Origin of the sequence: Klebsiella sp. PL-2018, assembly GCF_019048985.1 — a bacterium.
GTDB lineage: Bacteria > Pseudomonadota > Gammaproteobacteria > Enterobacterales > Enterobacteriaceae > Klebsiella > Klebsiella michiganensis.
The window spans coordinates 2,730,058-2,753,818 of record NZ_CP077673.1; the positions used below are offsets into that span (position 1 = coordinate 2,730,058).

Here is a 23,761-nt window from a genome sequence, read left to right on the forward strand (position 1 = left end):
AAAAGGAGAACGACCATGAACGCATTACGCCTCATGTGTTACTTCGCGCTGCTGATGGTCTTGATACCGTGGCGGGCGCAGGCAGCGGACGCCGACGATTTTGTGGCGGCCAATCGCAGCCAGCAGGCTCAGCTGCTGGAACAGTGGGCCGCCGCGCCCGAAGCGCCGCGTTTACCGCTGCTGCGGGCGCTGAAAAGTGAAACATTGCAATCCGATAGCGGCGGTCATGCGTTCAGCAAACAGGGCGACAGCCTGCTGGCGCTGGGCGCGGTTCCGGCGCCCGTCGGCCCAACAAAACCGGTGCGCCTGACCAACCGCCTGCGTAACCTGGCGGCAGGCGCGCTGGCGACGCATCTCCTGGTTAGTGACAACGTCACGGAAAGGGCCGCGGCGGCGAAAACCCTGCAGCGCGAAGCGACGCCTGAGATGGCGGGGCTGTTACAGCAGCGTCTGACGGCGGAAACCGACGGCGCGGTGAAGTCGCAGCTGGAAATTGCGCTGGCCCGTTTACAGCTTGTCAGTCCTCAGCCCGCACAGCGGCTGGCGGCCATCGCGCTGCTCGGCCACTCCGGTGACCCGGAAACCCAGGCGCTGCTGACGCCGTATACCGATGCCCGGCATGAGCCGGACCCGGCGATTCGCGCGGCGGCCCAGGAGAGCCTGAGTAAAATCCAGCACCGCCTGCTGCTGGGCGATCTTCTCGGCCAGGCTTTTATGGGCCTCTCCCTCGGTTCTGTCCTGCTGCTCGCCGCGCTCGGTCTGGCCATCACCTACGGTCTGCTCGGGGTGATCAATATGGCCCACGGCGAGATGCTGATGATTGGCGCCTACAGCTGCTGGCTGGTTCAGCAGGCGCTGGCGCAGCTGGCGCCGCAGTGGCTGGCCTTCTATCCGCTGATTGCGCTGCCGGTGGCGTTCCTGATCACCGGCGGTATCGGTATGGCGCTGGAACGCACCGTGATCCGTCATCTGTACGGGCGCCCGCTTGAGACGCTGCTCGCCACATGGGGGATCAGCCTGATGCTGATCCAACTGGTACGGATGCTGTTTGGCGCGCAGAACGTTGAGGTCGCCAATCCGGCATGGCTCTCCGGCGGCGTGCAGGTTCTGCCGAATCTCATCCTGCCGTGGAACCGTCTGGCGGTACTGGTTTTCGTGCTGCTGGTGCTGCTCTTTACCTGGCTGACGCTGAACAAGACCCGGCTAGGGATGAACGTGCGGGCGGTGACGCAAAACCGCGCGATGGCGGCCTGCTGCGGCGTGCCGACCGGACGGGTCGATATGCTGGCGTTTGGCCTCGGTTCGGGGATCGCGGGGCTGGGCGGCGTCGCGCTGTCGCAGCTCGGTAACGTCGGGCCGGAGCTGGGCCAGGGCTACATTATCGACTCCTTCCTCGTGGTGGTGCTCGGCGGCGTTGGTCAGCTGGCGGGCAGCGTGGCGGCGGCGTTTGGTCTTGGCATCTTTAACAAAATCCTTGAACCGCAGATGGGAGCCGTGCTGGGTAAAATCCTGATTCTGGTCTTGATTATCCTGTTTATCCAGAAACGTCCCCAGGGACTGTTCGCCCTCAAAGGGAGGGTTATTGACTGATGAGCCAACCTATTACCTTAACGCTGGCGCGCAAAGCGCCGCGCCCGCTGCGCTGGTTCGGCGTGCTGCTACTGCTGGGCCTGCTAAGTATGCCGTTTCTGGCGCTGCTGCCCGCCACGCATCCGCTGGCGGTCTCCACCTGGCTGCTGACGCTGACCGGCAAGATCCTCTGCTACGCCATTGTCGCCGTGGCGCTGGATTTGGTCTGGGGCTATGCCGGGATGCTCTCGCTTGGCCATGGGATCTTTTTTGCCCTCGGCGGCTACGCCATGGGCATGTACCTGATGCGCCAGGCGGCGGGCGACGGATTGCCGGCCTTTATGTCGTTTTTGTCGTGGAGTGAGCTGCCGTGGTTCTGGTGGGGCACCCAGCATTTCGCCTGGGCTATGCTACTGGTGGTGCTGGTGCCCGGCCTGCTGGCGCTGGTTTTCGGCTGGTTTGCCTTCCGCTCGAAAATCAAAGGCGTCTATTTTTCGATTATGACCCAGGCGCTCACCTACGCCGGGATGCTGCTGTTTTTCCGTAACGAAACCGGCTTTGGCGGTAACAACGGTTTTACCGGCTTTACCACGCTGCTCGGTTTCTCAGTCACCGCCATCAGCACGCGGGCGGCGCTGTTTATGGCCACGGTACTGCTGCTGTTGCTCACCCTGTGGATTGGCTATTTGCTGGCGCAAAGCAAATTTGGCCGCGTGCTGACGGCGGTGCGCGATGCTGAAAACCGCCTGATGTTCTGCGGCTACGACCCGCGCGGCTTTAAGCTGCTGGTATGGACCCTTTCCGCCGTACTGTGCGGCCTGGCGGGGGCGCTGTACGTGCCGCAGGTCGGGATCATCAACCCCAGCGAAATGTCGCCGACCAACTCTATCGAAGCGGCCATCTGGGTGGCGCTCGGCGGTCGCGGAACCTTAATCGGCCCGGTGCTCGGCGCGGGGCTGGTCAACGGCGCGAAAAGCTACTTTACCGTGGCGATGCCGGAGTACTGGCAGCTCTTTCTGGGACTGATTTTTATTATCGTGACGCTGTTTTTACCGCGTGGCGTTATCGGCCTGCTGCGTAAAGGAGATCGCTGATGCCATTGGATGAAGAGCTATTTACCCGCCAGCTGCCGACGGACCGCTTTCGCGAGCAGACCGATCCGGTACTGCAGCTGGAAGAGATTAACGTCAACTTTGACGGTTTTCAGGCGTTGACCAACCTGTCGCTGCAGATTGGTGTGGGCGAGCTACGCTGCGTGATTGGGCCGAACGGCGCCGGTAAAACTACCCTGATGGACGTCATCACCGGCAAAACCCGGCCGCAGAGCGGCAGGGCGCTTTACGATCAGTCGGTGGACTTAACAACCCTCGATCCCATCGCCATCGCCCGCCAGGGCATCGGGCGCAAGTTTCAGAAACCGACGGTCTTTGAGGCGCTGACGGTGGCAGAGAATCTCGAACTGGCAATGAAAGGTGATAAATCGGTGTGGGCCAGCCTGCGGGCGCGCCTGAACAGCGAGCAGGCCGACCGAATCAGCGAAACCCTGCGCCTGCTGCGGCTGGAGGGCGAACGCTATCGGCCGGCGGGGCTGCTGTCGCACGGGCAAAAGCAGTTTCTGGAAATCGGCATGCTGCTGGTGCAGGAGCCGCATCTGCTGCTGCTGGACGAACCCGCCGCCGGGATGACCGATGCGGAGACAGAATATACCGCCGAGCTGTTCCGCACCCTTGCCGGGCAGCATTCGCTGATGGTGGTCGAGCATGATATGGGCTTTGTCGAAACCATCGCCGACAGGGTGACGGTGCTGCATCAAGGACAGGTGCTGGCGGAGGGGTCGCTGCGCGAGGTGCAGGCCAACGAACAGGTGATTGAAGTTTATCTCGGACGCTAAGGAGCGCGGATGTTACAGGTTAATCAACTACATCAATATTATGGCGGCAGCCATATCCTGCGTGGAGTGGATTTTGCCGCTCGCCAGGGCGAGATCACCTGCCTGCTCGGGCGCAACGGGGTGGGGAAAACCACCTTGCTGAAGTGCCTGATGGGGCTGATCCCGGCGCGCAGCGGCGAGGTGCTGTGGCAGGAGAAGAATATCACCCACCGTAAACCGCACCAGCGGGTGCAGTCGGGGATCGCCTACGTGCCCCAGGGGCGGGAGATTTTTCCGCGTCTGACGGTCGAGGAGAACCTGCTGATGGGGCTGTCCCGCTTTCCCGCCCGCGACGCGCGCGCGGTGCCGGAAGAGATTTATCAGCTGTTTCCGGTGCTGAAAACCATGAAGCAGCGGCGCGGGGGCGATCTTTCCGGCGGGCAGCAGCAGCAGTTGGCCATTGGCCGCGCGCTGGCCAGCCGTCCGCAGCTGTTGATTCTTGATGAACCGACGGAGGGCATTCAGCCGTCGGTGATTAAGGAGATTGGCGAGGTGATTCGTCAGCTGGCGAACCGCGGGGATATGGCGATTCTGCTGGTCGAGCAGTTTTATGATTTTGCCGCCGGTCTGGCGGATCGCTATCTGGTGATGTCGCGCGGCGCGATTATCCAGCAGGGCAACGGCGGCGATATGGAAGCCGAAGGCGTCCGAGGGATGGTCACCATTTAACTCGCCCCGGATGGGGCCACCCCCGGCTCGCGCTGCGCTTAGCCGGGCTACAGGTATACAGCAGTCTGCTGGCCCGTAGCCCGGGCAAGGCGCTTTGCGCCGCCCCCGGGGAGTTCGCCACAGGGCGCATTGGATATGATTTCCCGGAGGCGATGCTGCGCATCTGTCCGGGCTACCGCTCGCACACGGCGATGAACCCGTAGCCCGGGCAAGGCGCTTTGCGCCGCCCCCGGGGAGATCGCCACAGGCCGCATTGGATATGGCTCCCGGAGGCGATGCTGCGCATCTGTCCGGGCTACCGCTCGCAGACGGCGATGAACCCGTAGCCCGGGCAAGGCGCTTTGCGCCGCCCCCGGGGAGAGCGCCATAGTCCGCACTAGATATGGTTTCCCGGAGGCGATGCTGCGCATCTGTCCACGCTACCGCTCGCAGACGGCGATGGACCTGTAGCCCGGGCAAGGCGCTTTGCGCCGCCCCCGGGGAGAGCGCCATAGTCCGCACTAGATATGGTTTCCCGGAGGCGATGCTGCGCATCTGTCCGCGCTACCGCTCGCAGACGGCGATGGACCTGTAGCCCGGGCAAGGCGCTTTGCGCCGCCCCCGGGAGAAGCGCGCAGAGGGCTATTTGCGCAGCAGCCGCTGCAGGCGCGCCTGACGCCAGCGATTGATCCATTCGCCAAAAACAAACAGGCGCAACCCTTTAACCACCAGCAGCGCTCCCCAGACGATCGCCACCCATGCGGACCAGTAGCTCTCTGCGCCGCTCAGCCAGTTCAGCAGCGCCAGCAGAACGCAAACGACGACGGCCACCGTCAATGAACGGTAAAAACGGCTCTCGCGTTCGACGCGCGCTTTGGCTTCCTCAATACGTAAATCCAGCGACGCTTCGTGGCCCGCCGGCGATTCGCCGCTAATCTCGGCGACGTTAACTTCAAATACCGCCGCAAGCGCGCTGAGCGTCTCGAGGCCGGGACGGTCGCCGTTCTCGATGCGCTGAATGGTGCGCACGCTGACGCCGGCCAGTTCGGCAAGCTGCTCCTGCGACCAGGCGCGCTGCAAACGTAATTGTTTAACCTGATGACTACTGTTCATTGTTTCTATCTCCGGGTGAAAACCTGAGATGGAGTATCATCGAGCGGGCTGTCGGGCACCACGATCGAAACCCGACAGGGACGCGACAGCAACCTGACAGCCGCACGGCGCCCGGCATCAGGCGCGGGCGACCGCGCTACCGTTCCACGGACGAACGTTCATGCCGCGGAAAATCATCAGCCATGCGGCGATAATCGCCAGCATCAATATCACAAACAGCGACCAGTGCGGCAGATGGGTCAGAATCGTCCCGGTCAGCATCGGGTTAAACGCCGCCCCCAGCCAGCCCAGCGACTGGGCGGAAAAGTAGCTGGCTTTCATGCCCGGCGGCGCAATGTTATCGATCAGCATATATTCCCCCGGCGCGTAGATAACCTCTCCGAGCGTAAAAATGGCGGCGGAGACGCCCCACAGCAGCAGGCTGTTATCGGAAATAACAAAACCGCCCAGCCCGAGCACAAAACAGACCGTTCCAAAGGTCATCAGCGGGCGAATATTGCGGGCGGTAAGGCGACGACCAACCGCATACTGCAGCGCCACCACCACGGCCGCGTTAACCGGCAGTACCACCGCAACCACTTTTTCGGCAAAATCGCTGTCCGCTACCACCAGCACATACTGAGAAATGCAGGAAGCGAAAGAGCCGCCGACAAAGGAGGCCAGCAGGCCGGAAAGGGTAAACCACAGCAGAGCGCGATCGCGCAGCAGCACCGACGGCGACCACTGGACCGCGTTATCCTGAGCAATCGCGGCGCTGGTGCGCTGCACAAACAGCTGAATAAATACCAGCGGAAGGGCGGCGCAGCCGGCCGCCAGCCAGAACGGCAGGTTAATACTGTGCATGACCAGCAGAGTGCCGATAGGCGGTCCAACGGTCCAGCCAATATTGAGAAAGGTGTAGTTAAGGGAAAAAATCTGCGCCTTCTTTTCCGGCGACAGCACGTCGGCAAACCACGCTTTCAGCACGGTAGAGAAGACGGAGTAAGCGCAGTTAATCAGCGCGAAGAAAAACACCACCAGCGCGACGCTATTGACCAGAGGAATAGCGATAAAGCCGCCAATAAACGCCAGCACGGCGAGCGTCATATAGCGCTTTTTGTCGAACTTATCGGCGAGAATGCCAAAACCCATGCTGAACAGCACCCCGACGATCAGCGCGCTCGACAGCGCATAGCCGATTTTATCCACCTCCAGATGGTACTGGCGGGTGAGGTAGATCGTCATAAAAGGTAACGTTGCGCCGCGGCCAATGGTTAACAGCAACGACGAAGCCAGCAGCGCTGCGGTTGAGCGCCTGAGAGTCGGTATCATTTTTTCCTTGCCTGATGTGATGTTATTTTTGTTGTCACGATCACAAATAGCACGCTAACCGGGGCTTGTATAGTTCCCGGGGGTGATGAAAAGCACGCCAGCGCCCTACCGAAAATAATGATCTATGCGGCGGACGAATTATTCGGTAGTTTGATTTTGTTCGCAAAAATTCCAATAACAACCGAGGCGGGTATGACGCGTAAAGACGGGCTGCTGGCATTGCTGGTGGTGGTGGTATGGGGGCTGAATTTCGTGGTGATCAAGGTGGGGCTGCATAATATGCCGCCGCTGATGCTCGCCGGACTGCGCTTTTTGCTGGTGGCTTTCCCGGCGCTGCTCTTCGTCGCGCGGCCAAAAATTCCGCTGAGCCTGCTGCTGGGCTACGGCCTGACGATTAGCTTCGGTCAGTTTGCGTTTTTGTTCTGCGCGATTAGCCTCGGCATGCCTGCCGGACTGGCATCGCTGGTGCTGCAGGCGCAGGCCTTTTTCACCATCATTCTCGGGGCGTTTATTTTCGGCGAACGTTTGCAGGGGAAACAGCTGGCGGGGATTGCGCTGGCGATTTTCGGCGTACTGGTGCTGGTCGAAGCCAGCCTCGGCGGCCAGCATGTCCCGCTGGTGGGCTTTATGCTGACGCTGGCCGCGGCGCTGAGCTGGGCCTGCGGCAATATCTTCAACAAGAAAATTATGTCGCATGCGAGCCGGCCGCCGATTATGTCTTTGGTGGTATGGAGCGCGCTGATCCCGGTGCTGCCGTTTATGCTGGCGTCGTGGATCCTCGACGGCCCGCAGGTCATGGCGGAAAGCCTGCTGCATATCGACCTGCTGACGATCCTGTCGCTGCTCTATCTGGCGTTTATTGCCACTATCGTCGGCTATGGTATTTGGGGGGCGCTGCTCGGCCGCTATGAAACCTGGCGCGTGGCGCCGCTGTCGCTGCTGGTGCCGGTGGTCGGGATGGCCAGCGCGGCCTTATTGCTCGGCGAGACGCTGAATAGCCTGCAGCTGCTGGGCGCGGTACTGATTATGGCCGGGCTGTATATCAACGTATTTGGCCTGCGGATCGTGCGTCCGGGCATGGCGCGGGGGTAAAAAAAAGCCCCGGTCACGGGGCTAAAGGGATTTTACAGGCTTTGCTGGTTGTAATAGGGCACGCCCAGTTCATCTGATTTATCACTGCCAGAGGCCATGTGATTGAAATCAAAAGGCGAATCATTATGTTCGGAAGGAATAATCATCGCATCCCGGTTGTTGTGGCGAACCGGGGTGCTGGTTTGCTCCGCATAACTTTGGCTCGAGACCAGCGCCAATAGCACGATGGCGGCGGAAGCGAATAGTTTCATGATTTCCTCAATACGTCTTTTTGCAGGCGGTTAACAACAGTTATTTAATGGGAGCAGGTAGCGCGACTCGCCCGGCACGTTGGTAATACGATACTGGTGCGGCGGAACATCGAAATAGTTCTTAAAAGTTCGCGTCAGCGTTTGCTGCGATTCAAAGCCATAGCGTTCGGCCAGGTATAAGATAGGCTCGTTGCTCTGCTTCAGCTTCTGCGCGATCTCGGTCAGCTTACGGCTGCGGATATACTGTCCCAGCGAGTGACCGGTCTCTTTCTTGAACATTCTTTGCAGGTGCCACTTGGAGTAACCTGAGCGCTCTGAAACCTTCTCCAGCGACAGGGGCGATTCCAGGTTATCCTCGATCCACGACAAAATACTATGGATAGTGATGGCGTCGTTATTGCGTCTGGACATCATCTTACCTCTTCTTATTACGACAGAACTTTTTTGAGTAAACACTCAAGAGTGGCCACTTCATCCGTCGACAGATTTTTTGTTAGTTCCTGGTGCAATTTCTGACCCACAACCTGATGACATTGCTCACAAAGGGCTGCGCCGTCTGGCGTTAACTGTACCAGCACGCCACGCTTGTCAGTCGGGTTGGGTAACCGTTCAATCCAGCCTTTACAGACCAGGCGGTCGAGCATGCGCGTCATTGCGCCTGGGTCGACCGAAAGCACGGTTTTCAGCTCAACGGGGGTAATACACACTTCGCAACGAATGGAACAGAGCACCCGGAACTGGGTGGAAGTAATATCCATCGGCGAGAGATAGTCGTTGAGCAGGCGATCTTTTTTCTGGTTAACCATCTGGATCAAGCGGCCAAGAGGGATCATTTCGTTAAACAGGTCGCTTGTACTTTTCACAATGGTTGCCCAGGCAATGACTTAGTTGCGGGAGATATTATTGCCTAGGCAAATATAAGTCAACCTGATGAATTACCCGATGCCACGATTTGCTAAAACGAATTGTTGTGAGGCAGGTCACTCTATTTCACGTTGTTATCTTATGATTTGAGGGAAGGGTGAATGCGTCCTGAGGAGAACGGGTACAATCTGGCAACAGACGATATACTCAGCACGCGTCATTTTTTTGATAATCCAATATTGACAGGACCTTAATTCACTATGATGGATCTTTTTAAAGCGATAGGCCTGGGACTGGTAGTGATTCTACCGCTGGCGAACCCGCTGACTACCGTGGCGCTGTTCCTTGGCCTGGCCGGGAATATGAATAACGCCGAGCGTAACCGTCAGTCGCTGATGGCCTCGGTTTATGTGTTCGCCATCCTGATGGTCGCCTGGTATGCCGGCCAGGTGGTGATGAACACCTTCGGAATTTCGATTCCCGGTCTGCGTATTGCCGGCGGCCTGATCGTCGCCTTTATCGGCTTCCGTATGCTCTTTCCCCAGCAAAAAGCCCATGATTCGATGGAAGCTAAGCTGAAATCAGAAGAGCTTGAGGATGAACCGACGGCGAATATCGCCTTCGTTCCGCTGGCGATGCCGAGCACCGCAGGGCCGGGGACAATCGCGATGATTATCAGCTCAGCGTCTACGGTAAAGCACGGGGCGAGCTTCCCGGACTGGGTTGTGCTGGTCGCGCCGCCGATTATTTTTGCCCTGGTCGGGATTATCCTGTGGGGCTGTCTCCGCAGCTCCGGGGCAATCATGCGTCTGGTCGGGAAGGGCGGCATTGAGGCGATTTCCCGCCTGATGGGCTTCCTGCTGGTCTGTATGGGCGTGCAGTTTATTATTAACGGCGTGCTGGAGATTATTTCCACTTATCACGCCTGACGGTCATCGCCGTCCTGATACCAGACGTAAAAAAACCTGCCGATCTCACGACCGGCAGGTTTTTTTAGCAGCACGATCAGGAGTGATGCGGCTGCTGATCTTCCAGCGACACCGGCCAGCGGCGGAAAATCATCACCGCCCACACTAACGCGACGACCGCAGGGATCGCCCCGACATAGCCAATGGACGCCATTGACAGATGGGTACTGACCTGGCTGCCCACCAGCGCGCCCGCGCCGATGCCGATATTAAAGATCCCCGAAAATAACGACATCGCCACGTCGGTCGCGTCCGGCGCCAGCGCCAGCACTTTGACCTGCATACCGAGACCGATAATCATGATCGCCACGCCCCAGAAGACGCTCAGCAGCATCAGGTGGTTGGCGTTGTGCGAGGCGGGCAGCAGCAGCAGCAGGCACGCCAGCAGCAGGCCAATCGCCGCGTTAATTAACCCGGACGCATGCAGGTTGCCGAGCTTACCAAAGAGGATGCTGCCGACGATGCCCGCGCCGCCCAGGGTCAACAGCAGCACGGTAGCGAAGTTGCCGCTCAGGCCGGCGACCGTCTGAACGAACGGTTCAATGTAGCTGTAGGCGGTATAGTGCGCGGTCACCACAATCACCGTCAGCAAATAGATGCTCAGCAGCGCAGGGCGACGGAACAGCACCGGCAGGCTTTTCAGCGACCCTGAGTGCTCGCTCGGCAGCTTAGGCAGCAGCTTGATCAGGCACACCATGGTAACCAGCGCACCGAGGCCGATGACCAGGAACGTGGTGCGCCAGCCAAAGTATTGCCCGACGATACGGCCAATCGGGATACCGAAGACCATCGCCAGCGCGGTACCGGTGGCAATCAGGCTCAGCGCCTGCGCGCGTTTACCCGCAGGCGCCATTCGTATAGCCAGCGCCGAGGTGATTGACCAGAACACCGCGTGGGCAAAGGCGATACCGATACGGCTGATCACCAGCACGTTGAAGTTCCAGGCCAGGAACGACAGCACGTGGCTGGCGATAAACAGGATAAACAGGCCAACCAGCAGGCGACGGCGCTCCATCTTGCTGGTCAGCAGCATAAAGGGCAGCGACATCAGGGCGACAACCCAGGCGTAGATCGTCAGCATAATCCCAACCTGCGCCGTTTCCATGCCAAAGCTGTCGGCGATATCCGACAGCAGGCCCACGGGCGCAAATTCGGTGGTATTAAAGATAAATGCCGCAATCGCAAGCGTGACTACGCGCAGCCACGCGACCTTGCGTGAAACCGTATTTGTCATCATAAGTTCAGGGCTGGTTACAAAGAGGAAAGAAGTGGGACGATCTTAAAACGATTGCTGCTGAAAATACAACCATTTTGTGATCTACATCTCATTTTCACTTCAGCCAGATTTTCGGCACTAACGGATTAATTTTTCTATTAAACGTGTGGATTTCTCACGTTTATGTCATGTTATCGATAAGTAAAAAAAATAGAGGGACAGAACAATGCAGGAAATTAGCTTTTATCTGGTGGATGCCTTCAGCGATCGGAGCTTTGGCGGCAACGCGGCGGCCGTTTGCCCGCTGACCGAATGGCTGCCGGACGAAACGCTGTTGAAAATGGCGCAGCAGCACAATCAGTCGGAGACCGCGTTTTTTGTGCGTACGGATGAGGGGTATGAGCTGCGTTGGTTTACCACGCTGGATGAGATCAACCTCTGCGGCCACGCGACCCTGGCGGCCTCGCACGTCATTTTTGAATATTTTGACCACCCCTCATCGACAATCGTATTTAGTACCCGCTTTGTCGGTGAGCTTCGCGTCACGCGCAGCGGCGACTGGCTGACCCTGGATTTCCCAGCCTGGGCGACGACCGCCGTTGAGCAGCCGCCTGCGGAGCTGCTGGCCGGGCTGGGGCTGAGCGACGCGGTGGAAGTCCGCGTGGCGCGTGATTACCTGGTGGTTTTAGCCGACCGTCAGCAGGTGGAGGCGGTGCGTCCGGATATGCAGCTGCTTGAGCGCCTCGGCAAAATGATCTGTATCAGCGCCCCGGACGAAGAGTATGACTTTGTCAGCCGTTTCTTCTGTCCGGGCGAGGCGGTGGCGGAAGACCCGGTCACCGGCTCGGCGCACAGTATGCTGATTCCCTACTGGGGCGAGAAGCTCGGCAAAACGGATATGCAGGCGCGGCAGGTGTCGGCCCGCGGCGGCGACCTGCGCTGCCAGTGGCGGGGCGACCGGGTTCTGATCGGCGGTCAGGCGACCACCTACTTAATCGGCACGATTACGCTTCGTTAAGGAGGGACGGTGACGGAAATTCCTTTTTATCTGGTGGCGGCGTTCAGCGACCAGCCTTTCGCCGGCAACCCGGCTGCGGTATGCCTGCTTAAAAAGTGGCTGCCGGATGAGCTGCTGCTCAAAATGGCGCAGCAGCACAACCAGTCGGAAACCGCGTTTGTGGTACCTGAGAGCGATGGTTTTGCGCTGCGCTGGTTTACCACCCGCAATGAGGTCAATCTCTGTGGCCACGGCACGCTTGCCAGCGCGCACGTGATATTTCATCACCTGGATTATCCTGATGCGCTGATTCACTTCGCGACCGCTTCCGGTCGGCTGACCGTGAGCCGCGAGGGCGACTGGCTGACCCTGGATTTCCCGGCGGGAGAAACGGAAGAGCGCGAGCCGCCCGCGGAGATGCTCTCCGCGCTGGGGATTGAGCGCTACCTGCATGCCCGCAAGGGGCGCGCATGGCTTATCGAACTGGCCTCCCGTGAGCAGGTCGAAGCCCTGCGGCCGAATATTGCTGCGATGACGCCTGGCGAACATAAAGTGACCGTGACCGCCGCGGGCAGCGGGGAATATGACTTCGTTAGCCGCTTTTTCTCACCCGGTGAAGCGGTGTGGGAAGATCCGGTAACCGGTTCGGCGCATACTATGCTGATCCCCTACTGGAGCGCAAAGCGCGGTAAAACTCAGCTGCTGGCGCGCCAGGTTTCCGCGCGCGGCGGCGATATGCGCTGCGAGCTGAAAGGAAAACGCGTATTGATGAGCGGCCAGGCGGTGACCTATTTAAATGGCGTAATAACGCTACGCTAGCTCACCCGTCATCATAAGACGGGATCGGCAACAGACCCGCCGATCCCGAATCCGAGTGGGTTACCCGGCAAACTTATCCTGCGCGCTATTCCTGCGAAACCTGCATGGAAAATAGGCCATCACGGTAGACGGGCGATATTGGCTTTAATCACTTCGATAGAGTGGCGGAATTTCTCCGCTTCATCATCGGCCAGCTGCAGTTCAATAATCTGCTGCACGCCGCTTTGCGTCAGCACCGCGGGAACGCCAGCCGCCGCGCCGGTTACGCCATATTCCCCGTCAAGAATGCACGACACCGCCAGCGCGCGATGGCTGCCGGTGAAAATATTGCGGCAGATTTCGGCGATGGTTCCGGCGACGCCGTACTCCGTGCAGCCTTTGCCGGCGTAAATCTCAAACCCCAGCTTGCGCACCTTTTCGGCAATCAGCTCCCGGTCGAGAGCCTGGCCGGTATGTTTTTGGTAAACATCGGCGATGGCGGAGCCGTAAACCGCCGAGTGTGACCACACCGGAAACTGGGTATCGCCATGCTCGCCAAGAATAAAGGCGTCGATGCTTTGCGCGCCGATATCCAGCGCCTGGGCCAGTACCCGGCGTAAGCGCGTCGTATCCAGCCAGACGCCGGTACCCAGCACCTGGCCGCGCGGCAGGCCCGAAAGCTGCCACACCTGCCAGGTGATGATGTCGCAGGGGTTGGTGGCAACCAAAAAGATGCCGTTGAAGCCGCCGCGCATCATCTGCGGGACGATGCTTTTGACGATTTTTGCCGTGTTGGTCAGTTCGTCCAGCCGGGTTTGACCCGGCTTGAGCGCGCCGCCGGAAACGGTGATAACCGCGATATCGACATCGGCGCAGTCGCTGGCTTCCCGGGTGGAAATCGTCATCATGCCCGGCATGTAGGCGGCCGCGTCGCTCAGGTCCTGAGCGTGCGCTTCGGCGCGTGAGGTATTGAGATCGACAAGGATCAGCTCCTCGCAAATATTCTGGTTTAACAGGGCGTAGGCCGCTGAGGCGCCGACGTTTCCGGCCCCGATAATCATCACCTTGCGCGCTTTGGTATTCATCGTATTTTCCTGATAAAAGACGTTATGTCGCAAAATTACTGCCTCTCAAGGGGGGAGCGCAAGTCGGGTCAGAAGCTATAAGTTAATGCTATGGCGGCTCCGCGGACGCCCCGCGCTACAGTACGCTCAAAAAAGGAGCTTCTTTATGTACACTATCGCCGCGACCCCGCTAAATCACCCGGATCTGACCGCCTTAATTGCCGAGCTGGACGCATACCAGCAGACGCTCTACCCGGCGGAAAGCAATCATCTTATCGACCTGAGCGCGCTACCGGCGGCGTCGGTCATCGCGCTCATTATCCGCGATGCGCAGCACCGGGCCGTCGGCTGTGGGGCCATCGTGCTCGGCGAAGAGGGGGTTGGCGAGATGAAAAGGGTATTTATTCACCCGGCCCATCGCGGCCAGCAGCTGGGGGAAAAACTGCTGGCGGCGCTGGAGAAAGAGGCGATAAATCGCGAATGCCATACCGTACGCCTGGAAACGGGCATCCATCAGCACGCCGCCGTCGCGTTATACACGCGCAATGGCTACCAGGCCCGCAGCGCCTTTGCGCCGTATCAGCCGGATCCGTTAAGCATTTTTATGGAGAAGCTGCTGCTTGTCGATCTTCGTTCAGCAGCGCTATAAACGCCTCGAGCTGGCGAGTTTTCGCCCCGCGCCGCCAGACCAGCCAGGTCGTCAGCCAGCGCCACTCTTCGGCCAGCGGCCAGGCGGATACCTGCTGATGGCCCGGCATACTCTCCAGCATGCTGCGCGGCATCAGCGCCAGTCCGGCGCCGGCAATGACGCAGGCCAGCATCCCGTGGTAGGACTCCATCTCATGGATCCGCCCCGGGGTGGCGCGATCGGCGTGGAACCAGCTCTCAAAATGACGGCGATAGGAGCAGTTGGCGCGAAACGCGTAGACGCTGGCGCCGTTCACTTCGCTGGCGCGGGCAATGGGCGGGTGGCCAAAGGGCGCGACGATCATCATCTCTTCCGGGAACACCGGTAACCCTTCCAGCCCCGGGTGCACCAGCGGACCGTCAACGAACGCCGCGCTCAGATTTCCCTCAAGTACGCCGTCGATCATGGTACCGGAAGGACCGGTGGAGAGGGCCAGGTGAATCTTGGGATAGCGCTGATTAAAGTGCGCCAGGGTAGGGGAAATGCGCACGGCGGCGGTACTCTCCAGCGAGCCGAGCGAAAACAGCCCCTGAGGTTCATCTCCGGCGACCACCATCCTCGCTTCATCAACAAGGGCGAGGATCTGCTGGCTATAGCGTAAAAAGCTGTGCCCGGCGGGGGATAACCGCAGCCGCTGATTTTCGCGAATAAACAGTTCGACGCCGAGATCCGCCTCCAGCTGGCGGATGCGTGTGGTCAGGTTTGACGGCACGCGATGCACCTTCTGCGCGGCCTGGGTAATGCTGCCGGTGCTGGCGACGGCGTTGAACATCTCAAGCTGGGTCAGATCCATAGCGTTCTTCTTTTGTGAATGGGTTGCTTAATATTATTCATTTTTAATGAAAGGAAGGGTAAGCCAGAATAAGGTCACTTCGCAATCAACACAGAGAGAAAAACGATGAATTTATCTGCTACTCATGCGATTTCCGTGAGTCCGACCACCGGTGAAACTTTGTCGTCTGTACCCTGGGCCAGCGAACAGCAGGTCGATGCGGCCATTGCCCTTGCGGAACAGGGGTATCGTCAGTGGCGCAACGTCAGCGTGGCGGAGCGCGCGGCGACGCTGCGTAACGTCGGTAGCGCGATGCGCGCCCGTGGCGAAGCGCTGGCGCAAATGATTAGTCGCGAAATGGGTAAACCGATTGCCCAGGCGCGCGGCGAAGTGGCTAAATCCGCCAATCTTTGTGACTGGTATGCTGAACACGGCCCGGCGATGCTCAATACCGAGGCGACGCTGGTTGAAGACAATAAAGCGGTGATTGAGTACCGCCCGATGGGGGCTATCCTTGCTGTCATGCCGTGGAACTTCCCGGTGTGGCAGGTGCTGCGCGGCGCGGTGCCCATTCTGCTGGCGGGCAACAGCTATCTGCTTAAGCATGCGCCAAACGTGCTGGGCAGCGCGGCGATGATCGGCGAAATTTTTGCCGCTGCGGGCGTGCCGGACGGCGTCTTTGGCTGGGTGAACGCCACCAACGACGGGGTTTCGCAAATGATTAACGATCCGCGCATCGCCGCGGTGACCGTCACCGGCAGCGTGCGCGCCGGGAAGGCCATTGGCGCACAGGCCGGCGCGGCGTTGAAAAAATGCGTGCTGGAGCTGGGCGGCTCCGATCCCTTTATCGTGCTTAACGATGCCGACCTTGACGAGGCGGTGAAAGCGGCGGTGATAGGTCGCTACCAGAATACCGGTCAGGTCTGCGCCGCGGCGAAGCGTTTTATCGTCGAAGCGGGCATCGCCGAGGCCTTTACGCAGAAATTTGTCGCCGCCGCTGCCGCGCTGAAAATGGGCGACCCGCGCGATGAGCAGAACTATATTGGGCCGATGGCGCGGTTCGATCTGCGCGATGAGCTGCACGAGCAGGTGAGCGCGACCCTAAAAGAGGGGGCGACCCTGCTGCTGGGGGCGGAAAAAATCGAAGGCGCCGGCAACTACTACGCGCCGACGGTGCTCGGAAACGTTACCGCGGAGATGACCGGTTTCCGCGAGGAGCTGTTTGGCCCGGTGGCGACGATTACCGAAGCCCGCGATGCCGATCACGCGCTGGCGCTGGCTAATGACAGCGAATTTGGCCTTTCAGCAACGGTTTACACCACCAGTGAAGCGCAGGCCCAGCGTTTTGCCGATGAGCTGGAGTGCGGCGGAGTGTTTATCAACGGCTACTGCGCCAGCGATGCCCGCGTGGCGTTCGGCGGCGTGAAGAAAAGCGGATTTGGCCGCGAGCTCTCCCATTTTGGTCTGCATGAATTCTGCAACGTGCAGACCGTCTGGAGAGATCGCCGCTAGCCTGCGGAAAAATCCCCGGGTTGCGGTTAACGCCTTTCCCGGGCTACCGATTCGTGCGATTTGCGGGTTTGGTAGCCCGGGCAGGCGCCCCGCTGACGAGCGAACCATCCCCCTGGCGACGCGAGGGCGAGAAAGAGGCTGTTTCTTCGCGTCCCGTGCGCCTATAATTACCGCCCGAATTTTGTTGTTGGCAAGGAGCCGCGCGTGGCGACGGTAATGAATAACGCAATGCTCGATGCCATTTTGGCTGAAGTCAGGCCGCTAATTGGTCGCGGTAAAGTGGCGGACTATATTCCGGCGCTGGCCAGCGTCAGCGGCGATAAGCTCGGCGTGGCTATCTGTACGGTCGACGGTCAGCACTACAGCGCCGGCGACGCGCACGAGCGCTTCTCTACCCAATCTATCTCGAAAGTCCTGAGCCTGGTGGTCGCGATGAACCACTATCAGGAAGAGGAGATCTGGCAGCGGGTGGGTAAAGATCCCTCCGGCCAGCCTTTCAACTCGCTGTTGCAGCTGGAAATTGAACAAGGCAAACCGCGCAACCCGTTTATTAATGCCGGGGCGCTGGTGGTCTGCGATATGCTGCAAAGTCGTCTCAGCGCGCCTCGCCAGCGGATGCTGGAAATCGTGCGTCGTCTGAGCGGTGTGGGCGATATCGCCTATGACCCGGTGGTTGCCCGCTCGGAGTTCGACCATTCGGCGCGCAATGCCGCGATAGCCTGGCTGATGAAATCCTTCGGTAATTTCCATAACGATGTCGCCACGGTGCTGCAAAACTATTTCCACTACTGTTCGCTGGAGATGAGCTGCGTAGAGCTGGCGCGCACCTTTCTGTTTCTTGCCGACCGAGGTATCGCTCCGCACCTTGAGACGCCGGTTATCGCCCCCATTCAGTCGCGGCAGGTCAACGCGCTGATGATGACCAGCGGCATGTATCAGAACGCCGGTGAGTTTGCGTGGCGCGTCGGTTTACCGGCGAAATCCGGCGTCGGCGGCGGGATTGTGGCCATCGTTCCGCAGGAGATGGCGATTGCGGTCTGGAGCCCGGAGCTCGATGACGCCGGGAACTCGCTGGCCGGGATCGCTTTACTGGAAAAACTCACTCAAAAACTGGGGAGGTCGGTATTCTGATGGTGCCCATAGAAAACCTGTTTGCCCGCCTGCAGCGCTCCACTTTTCGCTCCCGTTTTCGCCTCGGCGTGAAAGAACGGCAGTATTGTTATGATAAGGGCGCGGAGGTTATCGACCAGCACGCGGCGGACTTTATCGCCAGTCGGCTGGCCCCTGCGCAAATTCCTAACGACGGTAAGCAGACCCCGATGCGCGGACATCCGGTGTTTATCGCCCAGCATGCCACCGCGACCTGCTGTCGCGGCTGTCTGGAAAAGTGGCACGCGATCCCGCGGGGGCGCGGCCTCAGCGACGAAGAGCAGCGCTACGTGGTGCAGGTGATTCACCACTGGCTGGTGATCCAGATGAATTCGCCGGACCGCAGCAGACCGTAATTCATCGGGCGGCGGTATATGCCTGATAATTATTCTCATGATATGATGAACCGCTTACTAATTATTAACATAATAATTGCCTGAAACAATTAGACGGATAATCATGAATGTCTCCACTGTCGATTCGGTCATTCACGCTGTTTCGTGAGGAACAGCCCGTGCGTGATGCGCTGGTGTTGTTCACTTTAACGCTACTACTGCATTTCTTTGGCGCGATGCTGCGTCTGGTACAAGAATTGTCGTTCTTCTGGCCGCTGAACGCGGTAATGGCGGGGATTTTTGCGCGTTATATCTGGCTAAATCGCAGCTATTTTTACGCCGTTTGTTTTGCCGCCATGCTGGTATATGACGGTTTAACATCTCGTTGGGGAATGGGGTTCGCCTCCTTTCTGATCAACTTCTCCAATATCGTTTTTATCGTCACCCTGGCGCAGCTCATTTTGTGGGATAAGCGCCGGGCTGATTCGATGCCGGGACCGATAAATGCGCTAAGCCTGTTTTGCTACTGTCTGCTGGCGGCGCTGCTCTGCGCAGCCGTCGGGGCGCTGGGTTCGGTAGATGTGGAACGCGCCACGTTTATTCCCCAACTGGCGGACTGGTTTAGCGAACAGTTTTCGACTGCTGTGCTGATCCTGCCGTTCATTTTAACCCTCACGCTCCCTTCGGCGTTCGGGCGTTTTCGCCTGCGTCAGCTGTTGCCGGCGATTGCGCTGGTGCTGTCGATTGTGCTCGGCGTGGCGGTGGGCGGGGCCGGGAGCATAACCTTCCCGTTACCGGCGCTGATTTGGTGCGCGATTCGCTATCCGCTACCGTTAACCTGCCTGTTGACCTTTATTACCGGGATTAGCGAAATTCTGCTGGTGGCGAACTCGCTTATCCATCTCTCCCCCGATACCCGGATGCAGCCGTGGCAGCTGTTTTCAACGCGCCTGGGGATTGCTGCGATGCTGATCAGCCCCATCATCGTCGCTTCCAGCGTTGAGGCGATTAATAACCTGGTCAAACAGCTGGCCCTGCGCGCTGATTTCGACTTCCAGACCCGGGTCTATTCTCGCTCCGGGCTAAGCGAAGCGTTGAAACGTCAGCCGATCGCGGAAAACGAGCTGCTCACCGTGATGGTGCTCGACATCGACGGCTTCAAGCAGGTTAACGATCGCTGGGGCCACGAGTGCGGCGATTGTATGCTGGCCCAGTTTGCGCAGCAGGTGCGGCAGCTGGTGGGTGAAGAGGGCATGGTGGCGCGTATTGGTGGGGAAGAGTTTGCCGTCGCGGCGCTGACCTCATCCGCGCGAGACGGAGTGCTGCTGGCGGAAAAAATTCGCCAGGGCATCGAGTCGCAAACCTTCACCTGGGGGCAAAACAGGATCCAGCTGACCATCAGCATGGGGCTGGAGAGCCGGGCGCCGGGTTCAGCCAGAATAACGGATCTGTTCAACCAGCTGCTCATGGTCGCCGATGATTCTATGATTCGGGCAAAAAAAGCCGGACGCAATCGTATTTTTACGCAAGAAATGGTCTGAATCGTACATAAGAAAATACGATGGTAATTCCGCTTGTGTTAAATATAAGTTAAAAACATAGTGATGTGGTCAATTTCAAGGAGTTACCTATGACCACATCCTTTTCTCTGCGCACGCTGTCGCGTGACGATATTCTTGAACACCTTCCTGAATTAACCGACATCCTCGTCAGCTGCGTCAACGGCGGGGCCTCGGTGAGCTTTATGCTGCCTTTTTCCCCGGAAACCGCGACGGCGTTCTGGCTGCGAATGGCGCAGAGCGTCGCCGCCGGTGAGCGCATTGTTCTCGCCGCAGCGGATGCGCAGCAGCGGCTTGTTGGTACGGTACAGCTGATTACCGACCAGCCGGAAAACCAGCCGCACCGCGCCGATGTCGCCAAACTTCTGGTTCACCAAAATGCGCGGCGTCAGGGGCTGGCGAATGCGCTGATGGCCCGACTGGAAGCCATCGCGCGCGAGCAGGGTAAGAGCGTTCTGGTGCTGGATACGGCGACCGGCAGCGGAGCAGAAAACTTTTATGTACAGTGTGGTTGGGAAAAAGCCGGGGAAATTCCACGCTATGCGCTGATGCCCAACGGCGAGCTGACGGCAACATCGCTGTTCTATAAATTTCTGTCATAAATTGTATATTGCATACAGCTTTGATCAAAACAGGGTTTCACTTGCGTAAAAACCTGATAACTTATTGGACCAATTACTCAGGTTGTATGACTACTCTATGAGGGAACCCTTGTGAAAACACTAAACCGTCGCGATTTCCCGGGCGCGCAGTACCCTGAACGTATCATTCAGTTTGGCGAAGGTAACTTCCTGCGCGCGTTTATCGACTGGCAGATCGATCTGCTGAACGAGCATACCGACCTGAATGCCGGGGTGGTGATCGTGCGTCCGATTGAGAGCTCATTCCCGCCGTCGCTCAGCACCCAGGATGGCCTCTACACCACGATTATTCGCGGCCTGAACGAGAAAGGGGAAGCGGTCAGCGATGCGCGTCTGATTCGCTCGGTAAACCGCGAAATCAGCGCCTATGCGGATTACGATGAACTGCTGCGGCTGGCGCACAACCCGGATATGCGGTTTGTGTTTTCCAATACCACCGAAGCGGGTATTAGCTACCACGCGGGCGACCGCTTCGACGATGCGCCTGCGGTAAGCTATCCGGCAAAACTGACCCGCCTGCTGTTTGAGCGCTACAGCCATTTCTCCGGCGCGGCGGATAAAGGCTGGGTCATCGTTCCCTGCGAGCTGATTGATTACAACGGTGAAGCGCTGCGGGAACTGGTGCTGCGCTATGCGCAGGAGTGGGCGCTGCCGGAAGCGTTTGTGGCATGGCTGGATGAAGCCAACGCTTTTTGCTCTACCCTGGTAGACCGTATTGTGACCGGCTATCCGCGCGATGAAGCCGCGCAGATTGAAGAGCAACTGGGGTATAAAGACGGTTTCCTCGATACCGCCGAACATTTCTACCTGTTTGTCATTCAGGGGCCGAAATCCCTGGCCGCCGAGCTGCGCCTCAATAAGCTACCGCTTAATGTGCTGATTGTTGACGATATTAAACCGTACAAAGAGCGTAAAGTGGCCATTCTTAACGGCGCGCACACCGCGCTGGTGCCGGTCGCCTTCCAGGCAGGCCTGGATACGGTGGGCGAAGCGATGAACGATGCGGAAATCTGCTCATTCGTCGAGAAGGCGATTTATCAGGAGATTATTCCGGTTCTCGATCTGCCGCGCGATGAGCTGGCGTCCTTCGCCAGCGCGGTAACCGGTCGTTTCCGTAACCCGTACATCAAGCATCAGCTGCTGTCTATCGCGCTGAACGGCATGACTAAATATCGTACCCGCATTCTGCCGCAGCTGCTGGCGGGCCAGAAGAAAGAGGGGGCTCTCCCGACGCGCCTGACCTTTGCGCTGGCGGCGCTGATCGCCTTTTATCGCGGCGAGCGTAACGGTGAGAACTATCCGGTTCAGGATGATGCCGAATGGATGGAGAGCTATAAGGCGCTATGGGCCCAGCATCGGGATGCGCAAATCACCACCGGCGAGTTGGTAAAAGCCGTACTGTCCGTTGAATCCCACTGGGAGCAGGACCTGACGAAAGTGCCGGGTCTGGTTGATCGGGTCACGCAGGATCTGGATGCTATTCTGCGCGACGGCATGCGCGCCGCCGTTAAGCCATTATGCTGATACTCTAAAGCCCGCTGACGGACGACCAGAATAGCGTCGATTGTGTCGGCCGGGTAAGGCGTCAGCCGCCGCCCGGCACTCATCCGGGCACATTCCTGAAGCGATGGAGCATCACTCTCAACCCGGCAGCTGCCGGGTTAGTTTGGCATTCGCATTAGTTACAACATACTTACGTGTTTTTTTATAAACGCAGGTCTGAAAGATTGTGCCCATTTCGTCCGGCAGCGGAAACAGGGGCAATTAAGAGAAAAAGATGAATTGTGCCCCCGGCGGTTGAACTAATTATCTGACTGGAAAATAATGGCTTATCCAAACGAGGGATGAGACCCATGGTCATTGAAATTCGTGAAGTGAGCCAGCAGGACAAAGCGCAGTGGCTACAGCTTTGGGAAGGCTATACCCGTTTCTACGGTAGCCCGCAGCCATCCGACGTCACGGAATATACCTGGCAGCGGATGCTTGATTCCGCTTCTCCCATGCTGGGCCGGGTTGCCCTGGCGGATGGCAACATCGCTGGATTTGCGATTTGTGTCCTTCACGAAGGCACCTGGGTAAAGACGCCTGTTTGCTATCTAGAAGATCTGTTTGTTGCCCCGCCGATGCGCGGAAAAGGCATCGCCAGGGCGTTGATGCAGGCGCTGCAAGCGGAAGGGAAAGAGAAAGGGTGGTCGCGGCTGTACTGGCACACTCGTACTGATAATCCGGCCCGGCGTCTGTATGATGAATTTACGCCCGCCGATGACTATGTTCGTTACCGCGTGACGCTCTGAAAATCTGAGATTAAGAAGTTATTAAGATTTCCCCTGTAAAACAGGGGAAACGACTCAGGAGTAACAAAATGGAAAAACGCATAGAGACGGTTGTGAACCTCATCATGTTTCTTTCGCTGCTGGCCACCGCATGGGATCTCTCTCTGGTCCATCATCTGTCCTGGTAAACCTGGCCTACGGCGCCTGCTTCCTGCGCCGTAGCGTTCTCTCCCTCTTTTTACACTCCGATGGCGCTAGCGGCGCGCGACGATAAACAGGCGCGGAAATCGCAGCAGTACCTTTCCGTTACACTGTAACGGATAGTGCTGTTTCAGCCGCTCCAGATAGCGTCCGAGAAACGCCTGGCGCTGCTGTTCATCAAGCGGTTGTAAAAACGGTCGCAGGCCCGTTGACTGTAGCCATTCAATAATGGCCTGGTGCGATGCCAGCGGGTGATGGTAGGTGGTGCGCCAGATATCCACCTCGCAGCCGCTGGTGGTCAGCATATCGTAATACTCCGACACATCCGGCAGCGGCTGCCGCCCACTGGCCGGATGCCCCAGCTCTTCAGCAACCTGACGCATCAGCACGTGCGAGGGCTCTTGCCAGTTCACCGGCATTTGCACCGCCAGTACGCCGTTTTTCGCAAGATTGCTGACCAGATATGGGAAAAGGCGCTGATGATCCGTGAGCCACTGCAGCGAAGCATTGGCATAAATCACGTCCGCCGGCCGCTCGGGGCGAAATGTAGCGATATCCGCCTCGACGAACCGGCAGTCCGGTAGCCGCCGGGAGGCCTCTTCCAGCATGGCCGGAGAATTATCAACGCCGATAATCGTGGCATCTGGCCAGGCATCGCGCAGCAGAGCGGTACTGTTGCCAGGTCCGCAGCCCAGATCAACGGCCAGCGTGGCGGGATGGTGGGCGATGCGGGCGAGAAGCTCGGCGGCGGGCCGCGTACGCTCAGCCCCGAATTGCAAATAAAGTGAAGGATTCCAGTCTGCCATAGCG

At 58.7% G+C, this 23,761-nt stretch carries 25 protein-coding genes; 16 read left to right on the forward strand and 9 right to left on the reverse strand.

The features are described 5' to 3' along the window. Nucleotides 1–15 precede the first annotated feature (15 nt). The 4 genes from urtB to urtE are packed head-to-tail and all read left to right on the forward strand — an operon-like array spanning nt 16 to nt 4,168. Nucleotides 16–1,590: an urea ABC transporter permease subunit UrtB gene (urtB, locus tag MKleb_RS12655; RefSeq protein ID WP_025105757.1), complete on the forward strand. Its 1,575-nt coding sequence runs from the start codon at nt 16–18 to the stop codon at nt 1,588–1,590. Then, nucleotides 1,590–2,663: an urea ABC transporter permease subunit UrtC gene (gene urtC / locus MKleb_RS12660; protein WP_014229497.1), complete on the forward strand. Its 1,074-nt coding sequence runs from the start codon at nt 1,590–1,592 to the stop codon at nt 2,661–2,663. The genes urtB and urtC overlap by 1 nt, the downstream gene beginning before the upstream one ends. Beyond that, complete coding sequence (urtD, locus tag MKleb_RS12665; RefSeq protein ID WP_025105756.1) at nt 2,663–3,460, forward strand: urea ABC transporter ATP-binding protein UrtD; 798 nt, start codon at nt 2,663–2,665, stop codon at nt 3,458–3,460. Before urtC ends, urtD begins: the two co-directional genes overlap by 1 nt. Before the next feature lie 9 nt (nt 3,461–3,469). Then, on the forward strand, nt 3,470–4,168 hold the full coding sequence (gene urtE, locus MKleb_RS12670) for an urea ABC transporter ATP-binding subunit UrtE (RefSeq protein ID WP_014229495.1): 699 nt from the start codon (nt 3,470–3,472) through the stop codon (nt 4,166–4,168). Between the two features lie 621 nt (nt 4,169–4,789). On the opposite strand, the gene MKleb_RS12675 is transcribed toward urtE, so the two are convergent. Both MKleb_RS12675 and ydeE read right to left on the reverse strand, forming a co-directional pair. Beyond that, nucleotides 4,790–5,260, reverse strand: a complete 471-nt coding sequence (locus MKleb_RS12675; RefSeq protein WP_009654748.1) for a helix-turn-helix domain-containing protein — start codon at nt 5,258–5,260, stop codon at nt 4,790–4,792. Between the two features lie 117 nt (nt 5,261–5,377). Beyond that, entirely contained in the window at nt 5,378–6,571 is a 1,194-nt protein-coding gene (ydeE, locus tag MKleb_RS12680; protein ID WP_025105755.1) for an efflux MFS transporter YdeE, read from the reverse strand. Between the two features lie 192 nt (nt 6,572–6,763). On the opposite strand from ydeE, the gene eamA reads away from it, so the two are divergent. Further along, nucleotides 6,764–7,663, forward strand: a complete 900-nt coding sequence (eamA, locus tag MKleb_RS12685) for an O-acetylserine/cysteine exporter (protein WP_014229493.1) — start codon at nt 6,764–6,766, stop codon at nt 7,661–7,663. A gap of 32 nt (nt 7,664–7,695) precedes the next feature. On the opposite strand, the gene marB is transcribed toward eamA, so the two are convergent. The 3 genes from marB to marR are packed head-to-tail and all read right to left on the reverse strand — an operon-like array spanning nt 7,696 to nt 8,777. Then, on the reverse strand, nt 7,696–7,914 hold the full coding sequence (gene marB / locus MKleb_RS12690; protein WP_004851184.1) for a multiple antibiotic resistance protein MarB: 219 nt from the start codon (nt 7,912–7,914) through the stop codon (nt 7,696–7,698). Between the two features lie 30 nt (nt 7,915–7,944). Continuing rightward, a complete protein-coding gene (marA, locus tag MKleb_RS12695; protein WP_004102351.1) occupies nt 7,945–8,325 on the reverse strand; it encodes an MDR efflux pump AcrAB transcriptional activator MarA in 381 nt (126 codons plus the stop codon). A gap of 17 nt (nt 8,326–8,342) precedes the next feature. Next, nucleotides 8,343–8,777 carry a multiple antibiotic resistance transcriptional regulator MarR gene (gene marR, locus MKleb_RS12700; protein WP_004102349.1) on the reverse strand — a complete coding sequence of 145 codons (435 nt, stop codon included), beginning with the start codon at nt 8,775–8,777 and terminating at the stop codon, nt 8,343–8,345. A gap of 261 nt (nt 8,778–9,038) precedes the next feature. Here marR and MKleb_RS12705 point away from each other — a divergent pair, with 261 nt between their 5' ends. Further along, nucleotides 9,039–9,707 (forward strand): MarC family NAAT transporter, encoded by a 669-nt coding sequence (locus MKleb_RS12705; RefSeq protein WP_004119839.1) that lies wholly within the window; start codon nt 9,039–9,041, stop codon nt 9,705–9,707. A gap of 76 nt (nt 9,708–9,783) precedes the next feature. Here the strand turns inward: MKleb_RS12705 and MKleb_RS12710 are convergent, their stop codons facing one another. After that, complete coding sequence (locus MKleb_RS12710; RefSeq protein WP_025105754.1) at nt 9,784–10,983, reverse strand: sugar transporter; 1,200 nt, start codon at nt 10,981–10,983, stop codon at nt 9,784–9,786. Nucleotides 10,984–11,188: 205 nt separating this feature from the next. On the opposite strand from MKleb_RS12710, the gene MKleb_RS12715 reads away from it, so the two are divergent. Further along, nucleotides 11,189–11,980 (forward strand): PhzF family phenazine biosynthesis protein, encoded by a 792-nt coding sequence (locus tag MKleb_RS12715; protein WP_025105753.1) that lies wholly within the window; start codon nt 11,189–11,191, stop codon nt 11,978–11,980. A gap of 9 nt (nt 11,981–11,989) precedes the next feature. After that, nucleotides 11,990–12,778, forward strand: coding sequence for a PhzF family phenazine biosynthesis protein (locus MKleb_RS12720; protein WP_025105752.1), 789 nt, complete (start codon nt 11,990–11,992; stop codon nt 12,776–12,778). Between the two features lie 119 nt (nt 12,779–12,897). Here the strand turns inward: MKleb_RS12720 and MKleb_RS12725 are convergent, their stop codons facing one another. Next, a complete protein-coding gene (locus MKleb_RS12725) occupies nt 12,898–13,842 on the reverse strand; it encodes an L-lactate dehydrogenase (protein WP_014229489.1) in 945 nt (314 codons plus the stop codon). 145 nt (nt 13,843–13,987) lie between these two features. Here MKleb_RS12725 and MKleb_RS12730 point away from each other — a divergent pair, with 145 nt between their 5' ends. Beyond that, a complete protein-coding gene (locus MKleb_RS12730) occupies nt 13,988–14,470 on the forward strand; it encodes a GNAT family N-acetyltransferase (protein ID WP_025105751.1) in 483 nt (160 codons plus the stop codon). Here MKleb_RS12730 and ptrR read toward each other — a convergent pair. Beyond that, entirely contained in the window at nt 14,424–15,302 is an 879-nt protein-coding gene (ptrR, locus tag MKleb_RS12735; RefSeq protein ID WP_004851166.1) for a putrescine utilization regulator PtrR, read from the reverse strand. The two genes, MKleb_RS12730 and ptrR, sit on opposite strands and share 47 nt — an antisense overlap. Before the next feature lie 105 nt (nt 15,303–15,407). On the opposite strand from ptrR, the gene sad reads away from it, so the two are divergent. The 7 genes from sad (at nt 15,408) to MKleb_RS12770 (ending at nt 22,771) form a co-directional block, all read left to right on the forward strand. Next, a complete protein-coding gene (sad, locus tag MKleb_RS12740) occupies nt 15,408–16,793 on the forward strand; it encodes a succinate-semialdehyde dehydrogenase (protein WP_025105750.1) in 1,386 nt (461 codons plus the stop codon). 204 nt (nt 16,794–16,997) lie between these two features. Further along, entirely contained in the window at nt 16,998–17,924 is a 927-nt protein-coding gene (gene glsB, locus MKleb_RS12745) for a glutaminase B (RefSeq protein WP_025105749.1), read from the forward strand. Next, nucleotides 17,924–18,298 carry a DUF4186 domain-containing protein gene (locus tag MKleb_RS12750; RefSeq protein WP_004851158.1) on the forward strand — a complete coding sequence of 125 codons (375 nt, stop codon included), beginning with the start codon at nt 17,924–17,926 and terminating at the stop codon, nt 18,296–18,298. The genes glsB and MKleb_RS12750 overlap by 1 nt, the downstream gene beginning before the upstream one ends. Nucleotides 18,299–18,405: 107 nt before the next feature. Then, the gene (locus tag MKleb_RS12755) at nt 18,406–19,818 is read left to right on the forward strand and encodes a GGDEF domain-containing protein (RefSeq protein WP_004851155.1); all 1,413 of its coding nucleotides are present in this window, start codon (nt 18,406–18,408) and stop codon (nt 19,816–19,818) included. A gap of 89 nt (nt 19,819–19,907) precedes the next feature. Continuing rightward, entirely contained in the window at nt 19,908–20,438 is a 531-nt protein-coding gene (locus MKleb_RS12760; protein WP_025105748.1) for a GNAT family N-acetyltransferase, read from the forward strand. Nucleotides 20,439–20,549: 111 nt separating this feature from the next. Continuing rightward, the gene (locus MKleb_RS12765; RefSeq protein WP_025105747.1) at nt 20,550–22,001 is read left to right on the forward strand and encodes a tagaturonate reductase; all 1,452 of its coding nucleotides are present in this window, start codon (nt 20,550–20,552) and stop codon (nt 21,999–22,001) included. A 329-nt stretch (nt 22,002–22,330) separates the two neighbouring features. After that, on the forward strand, nt 22,331–22,771 hold the full coding sequence (locus tag MKleb_RS12770; protein ID WP_025105746.1) for a GNAT family N-acetyltransferase: 441 nt from the start codon (nt 22,331–22,333) through the stop codon (nt 22,769–22,771). A 233-nt stretch (nt 22,772–23,004) separates the two neighbouring features. Here the strand turns inward: MKleb_RS12770 and tam are convergent, their stop codons facing one another. Beyond that, a complete protein-coding gene (gene tam / locus MKleb_RS12775) occupies nt 23,005–23,757 on the reverse strand; it encodes a trans-aconitate 2-methyltransferase (protein ID WP_025105745.1) in 753 nt (250 codons plus the stop codon). Nucleotides 23,758–23,761: the final 4 nt, after the last annotated feature.

Coding starts and splice junctions, on each gene's coding strand:
- ptrR (WP_004851166.1), bottom strand. CDS start 15,302: ATGGATCTGACCCAGCTTGAGATGTTCAACGCCGTCGCCAGCACCGGC.
- MKleb_RS12710 (WP_025105754.1), bottom strand. CDS start 10,983: ATGATGACAAATACGGTTTCACGCAAGGTCGCGTGGCTGCGCGTAGTC.
- marA (WP_004102351.1), bottom strand. CDS start 8,325: ATGTCCAGACGCAATAACGACGCCATCACTATCCATAGTATTTTGTCG.
- MKleb_RS12750 (WP_004851158.1), top strand. CDS start 17,924: ATGGTGCCCATAGAAAACCTGTTTGCCCGCCTGCAGCGCTCCACTTTT.
- MKleb_RS12770 (WP_025105746.1), top strand. CDS start 22,331: ATGGTCATTGAAATTCGTGAAGTGAGCCAGCAGGACAAAGCGCAGTGG.
- eamA (WP_014229493.1), top strand. CDS start 6,764: ATGACGCGTAAAGACGGGCTGCTGGCATTGCTGGTGGTGGTGGTATGG.
- urtB (WP_025105757.1), top strand. CDS start 16: ATGAACGCATTACGCCTCATGTGTTACTTCGCGCTGCTGATGGTCTTG.
- MKleb_RS12715 (WP_025105753.1), top strand. CDS start 11,189: ATGCAGGAAATTAGCTTTTATCTGGTGGATGCCTTCAGCGATCGGAGC.
- MKleb_RS12755 (WP_004851155.1), top strand. CDS start 18,406: ATGTCTCCACTGTCGATTCGGTCATTCACGCTGTTTCGTGAGGAACAG.
- MKleb_RS12760 (WP_025105748.1), top strand. CDS start 19,908: ATGACCACATCCTTTTCTCTGCGCACGCTGTCGCGTGACGATATTCTT.
- MKleb_RS12730 (WP_025105751.1), top strand. CDS start 13,988: ATGTACACTATCGCCGCGACCCCGCTAAATCACCCGGATCTGACCGCC.
- marB (WP_004851184.1), bottom strand. CDS start 7,914: ATGAAACTATTCGCTTCCGCCGCCATCGTGCTATTGGCGCTGGTCTCG.
- ydeE (WP_025105755.1), bottom strand. CDS start 6,571: ATGATACCGACTCTCAGGCGCTCAACCGCAGCGCTGCTGGCTTCGTCG.
- tam (WP_025105745.1), bottom strand. CDS start 23,757: ATGGCAGACTGGAATCCTTCACTTTATTTGCAATTCGGGGCTGAGCGT.
- MKleb_RS12675 (WP_009654748.1), bottom strand. CDS start 5,260: ATGAACAGTAGTCATCAGGTTAAACAATTACGTTTGCAGCGCGCCTGG.
- sad (WP_025105750.1), top strand. CDS start 15,408: ATGAATTTATCTGCTACTCATGCGATTTCCGTGAGTCCGACCACCGGT.
- urtC (WP_014229497.1), top strand. CDS start 1,590: ATGAGCCAACCTATTACCTTAACGCTGGCGCGCAAAGCGCCGCGCCCG.
- urtE (WP_014229495.1), top strand. CDS start 3,470: ATGTTACAGGTTAATCAACTACATCAATATTATGGCGGCAGCCATATC.
- MKleb_RS12725 (WP_014229489.1), bottom strand. CDS start 13,842: ATGAATACCAAAGCGCGCAAGGTGATGATTATCGGGGCCGGAAACGTC.
- MKleb_RS12705 (WP_004119839.1), top strand. CDS start 9,039: ATGATGGATCTTTTTAAAGCGATAGGCCTGGGACTGGTAGTGATTCTA.
- urtD (WP_025105756.1), top strand. CDS start 2,663: ATGCCATTGGATGAAGAGCTATTTACCCGCCAGCTGCCGACGGACCGC.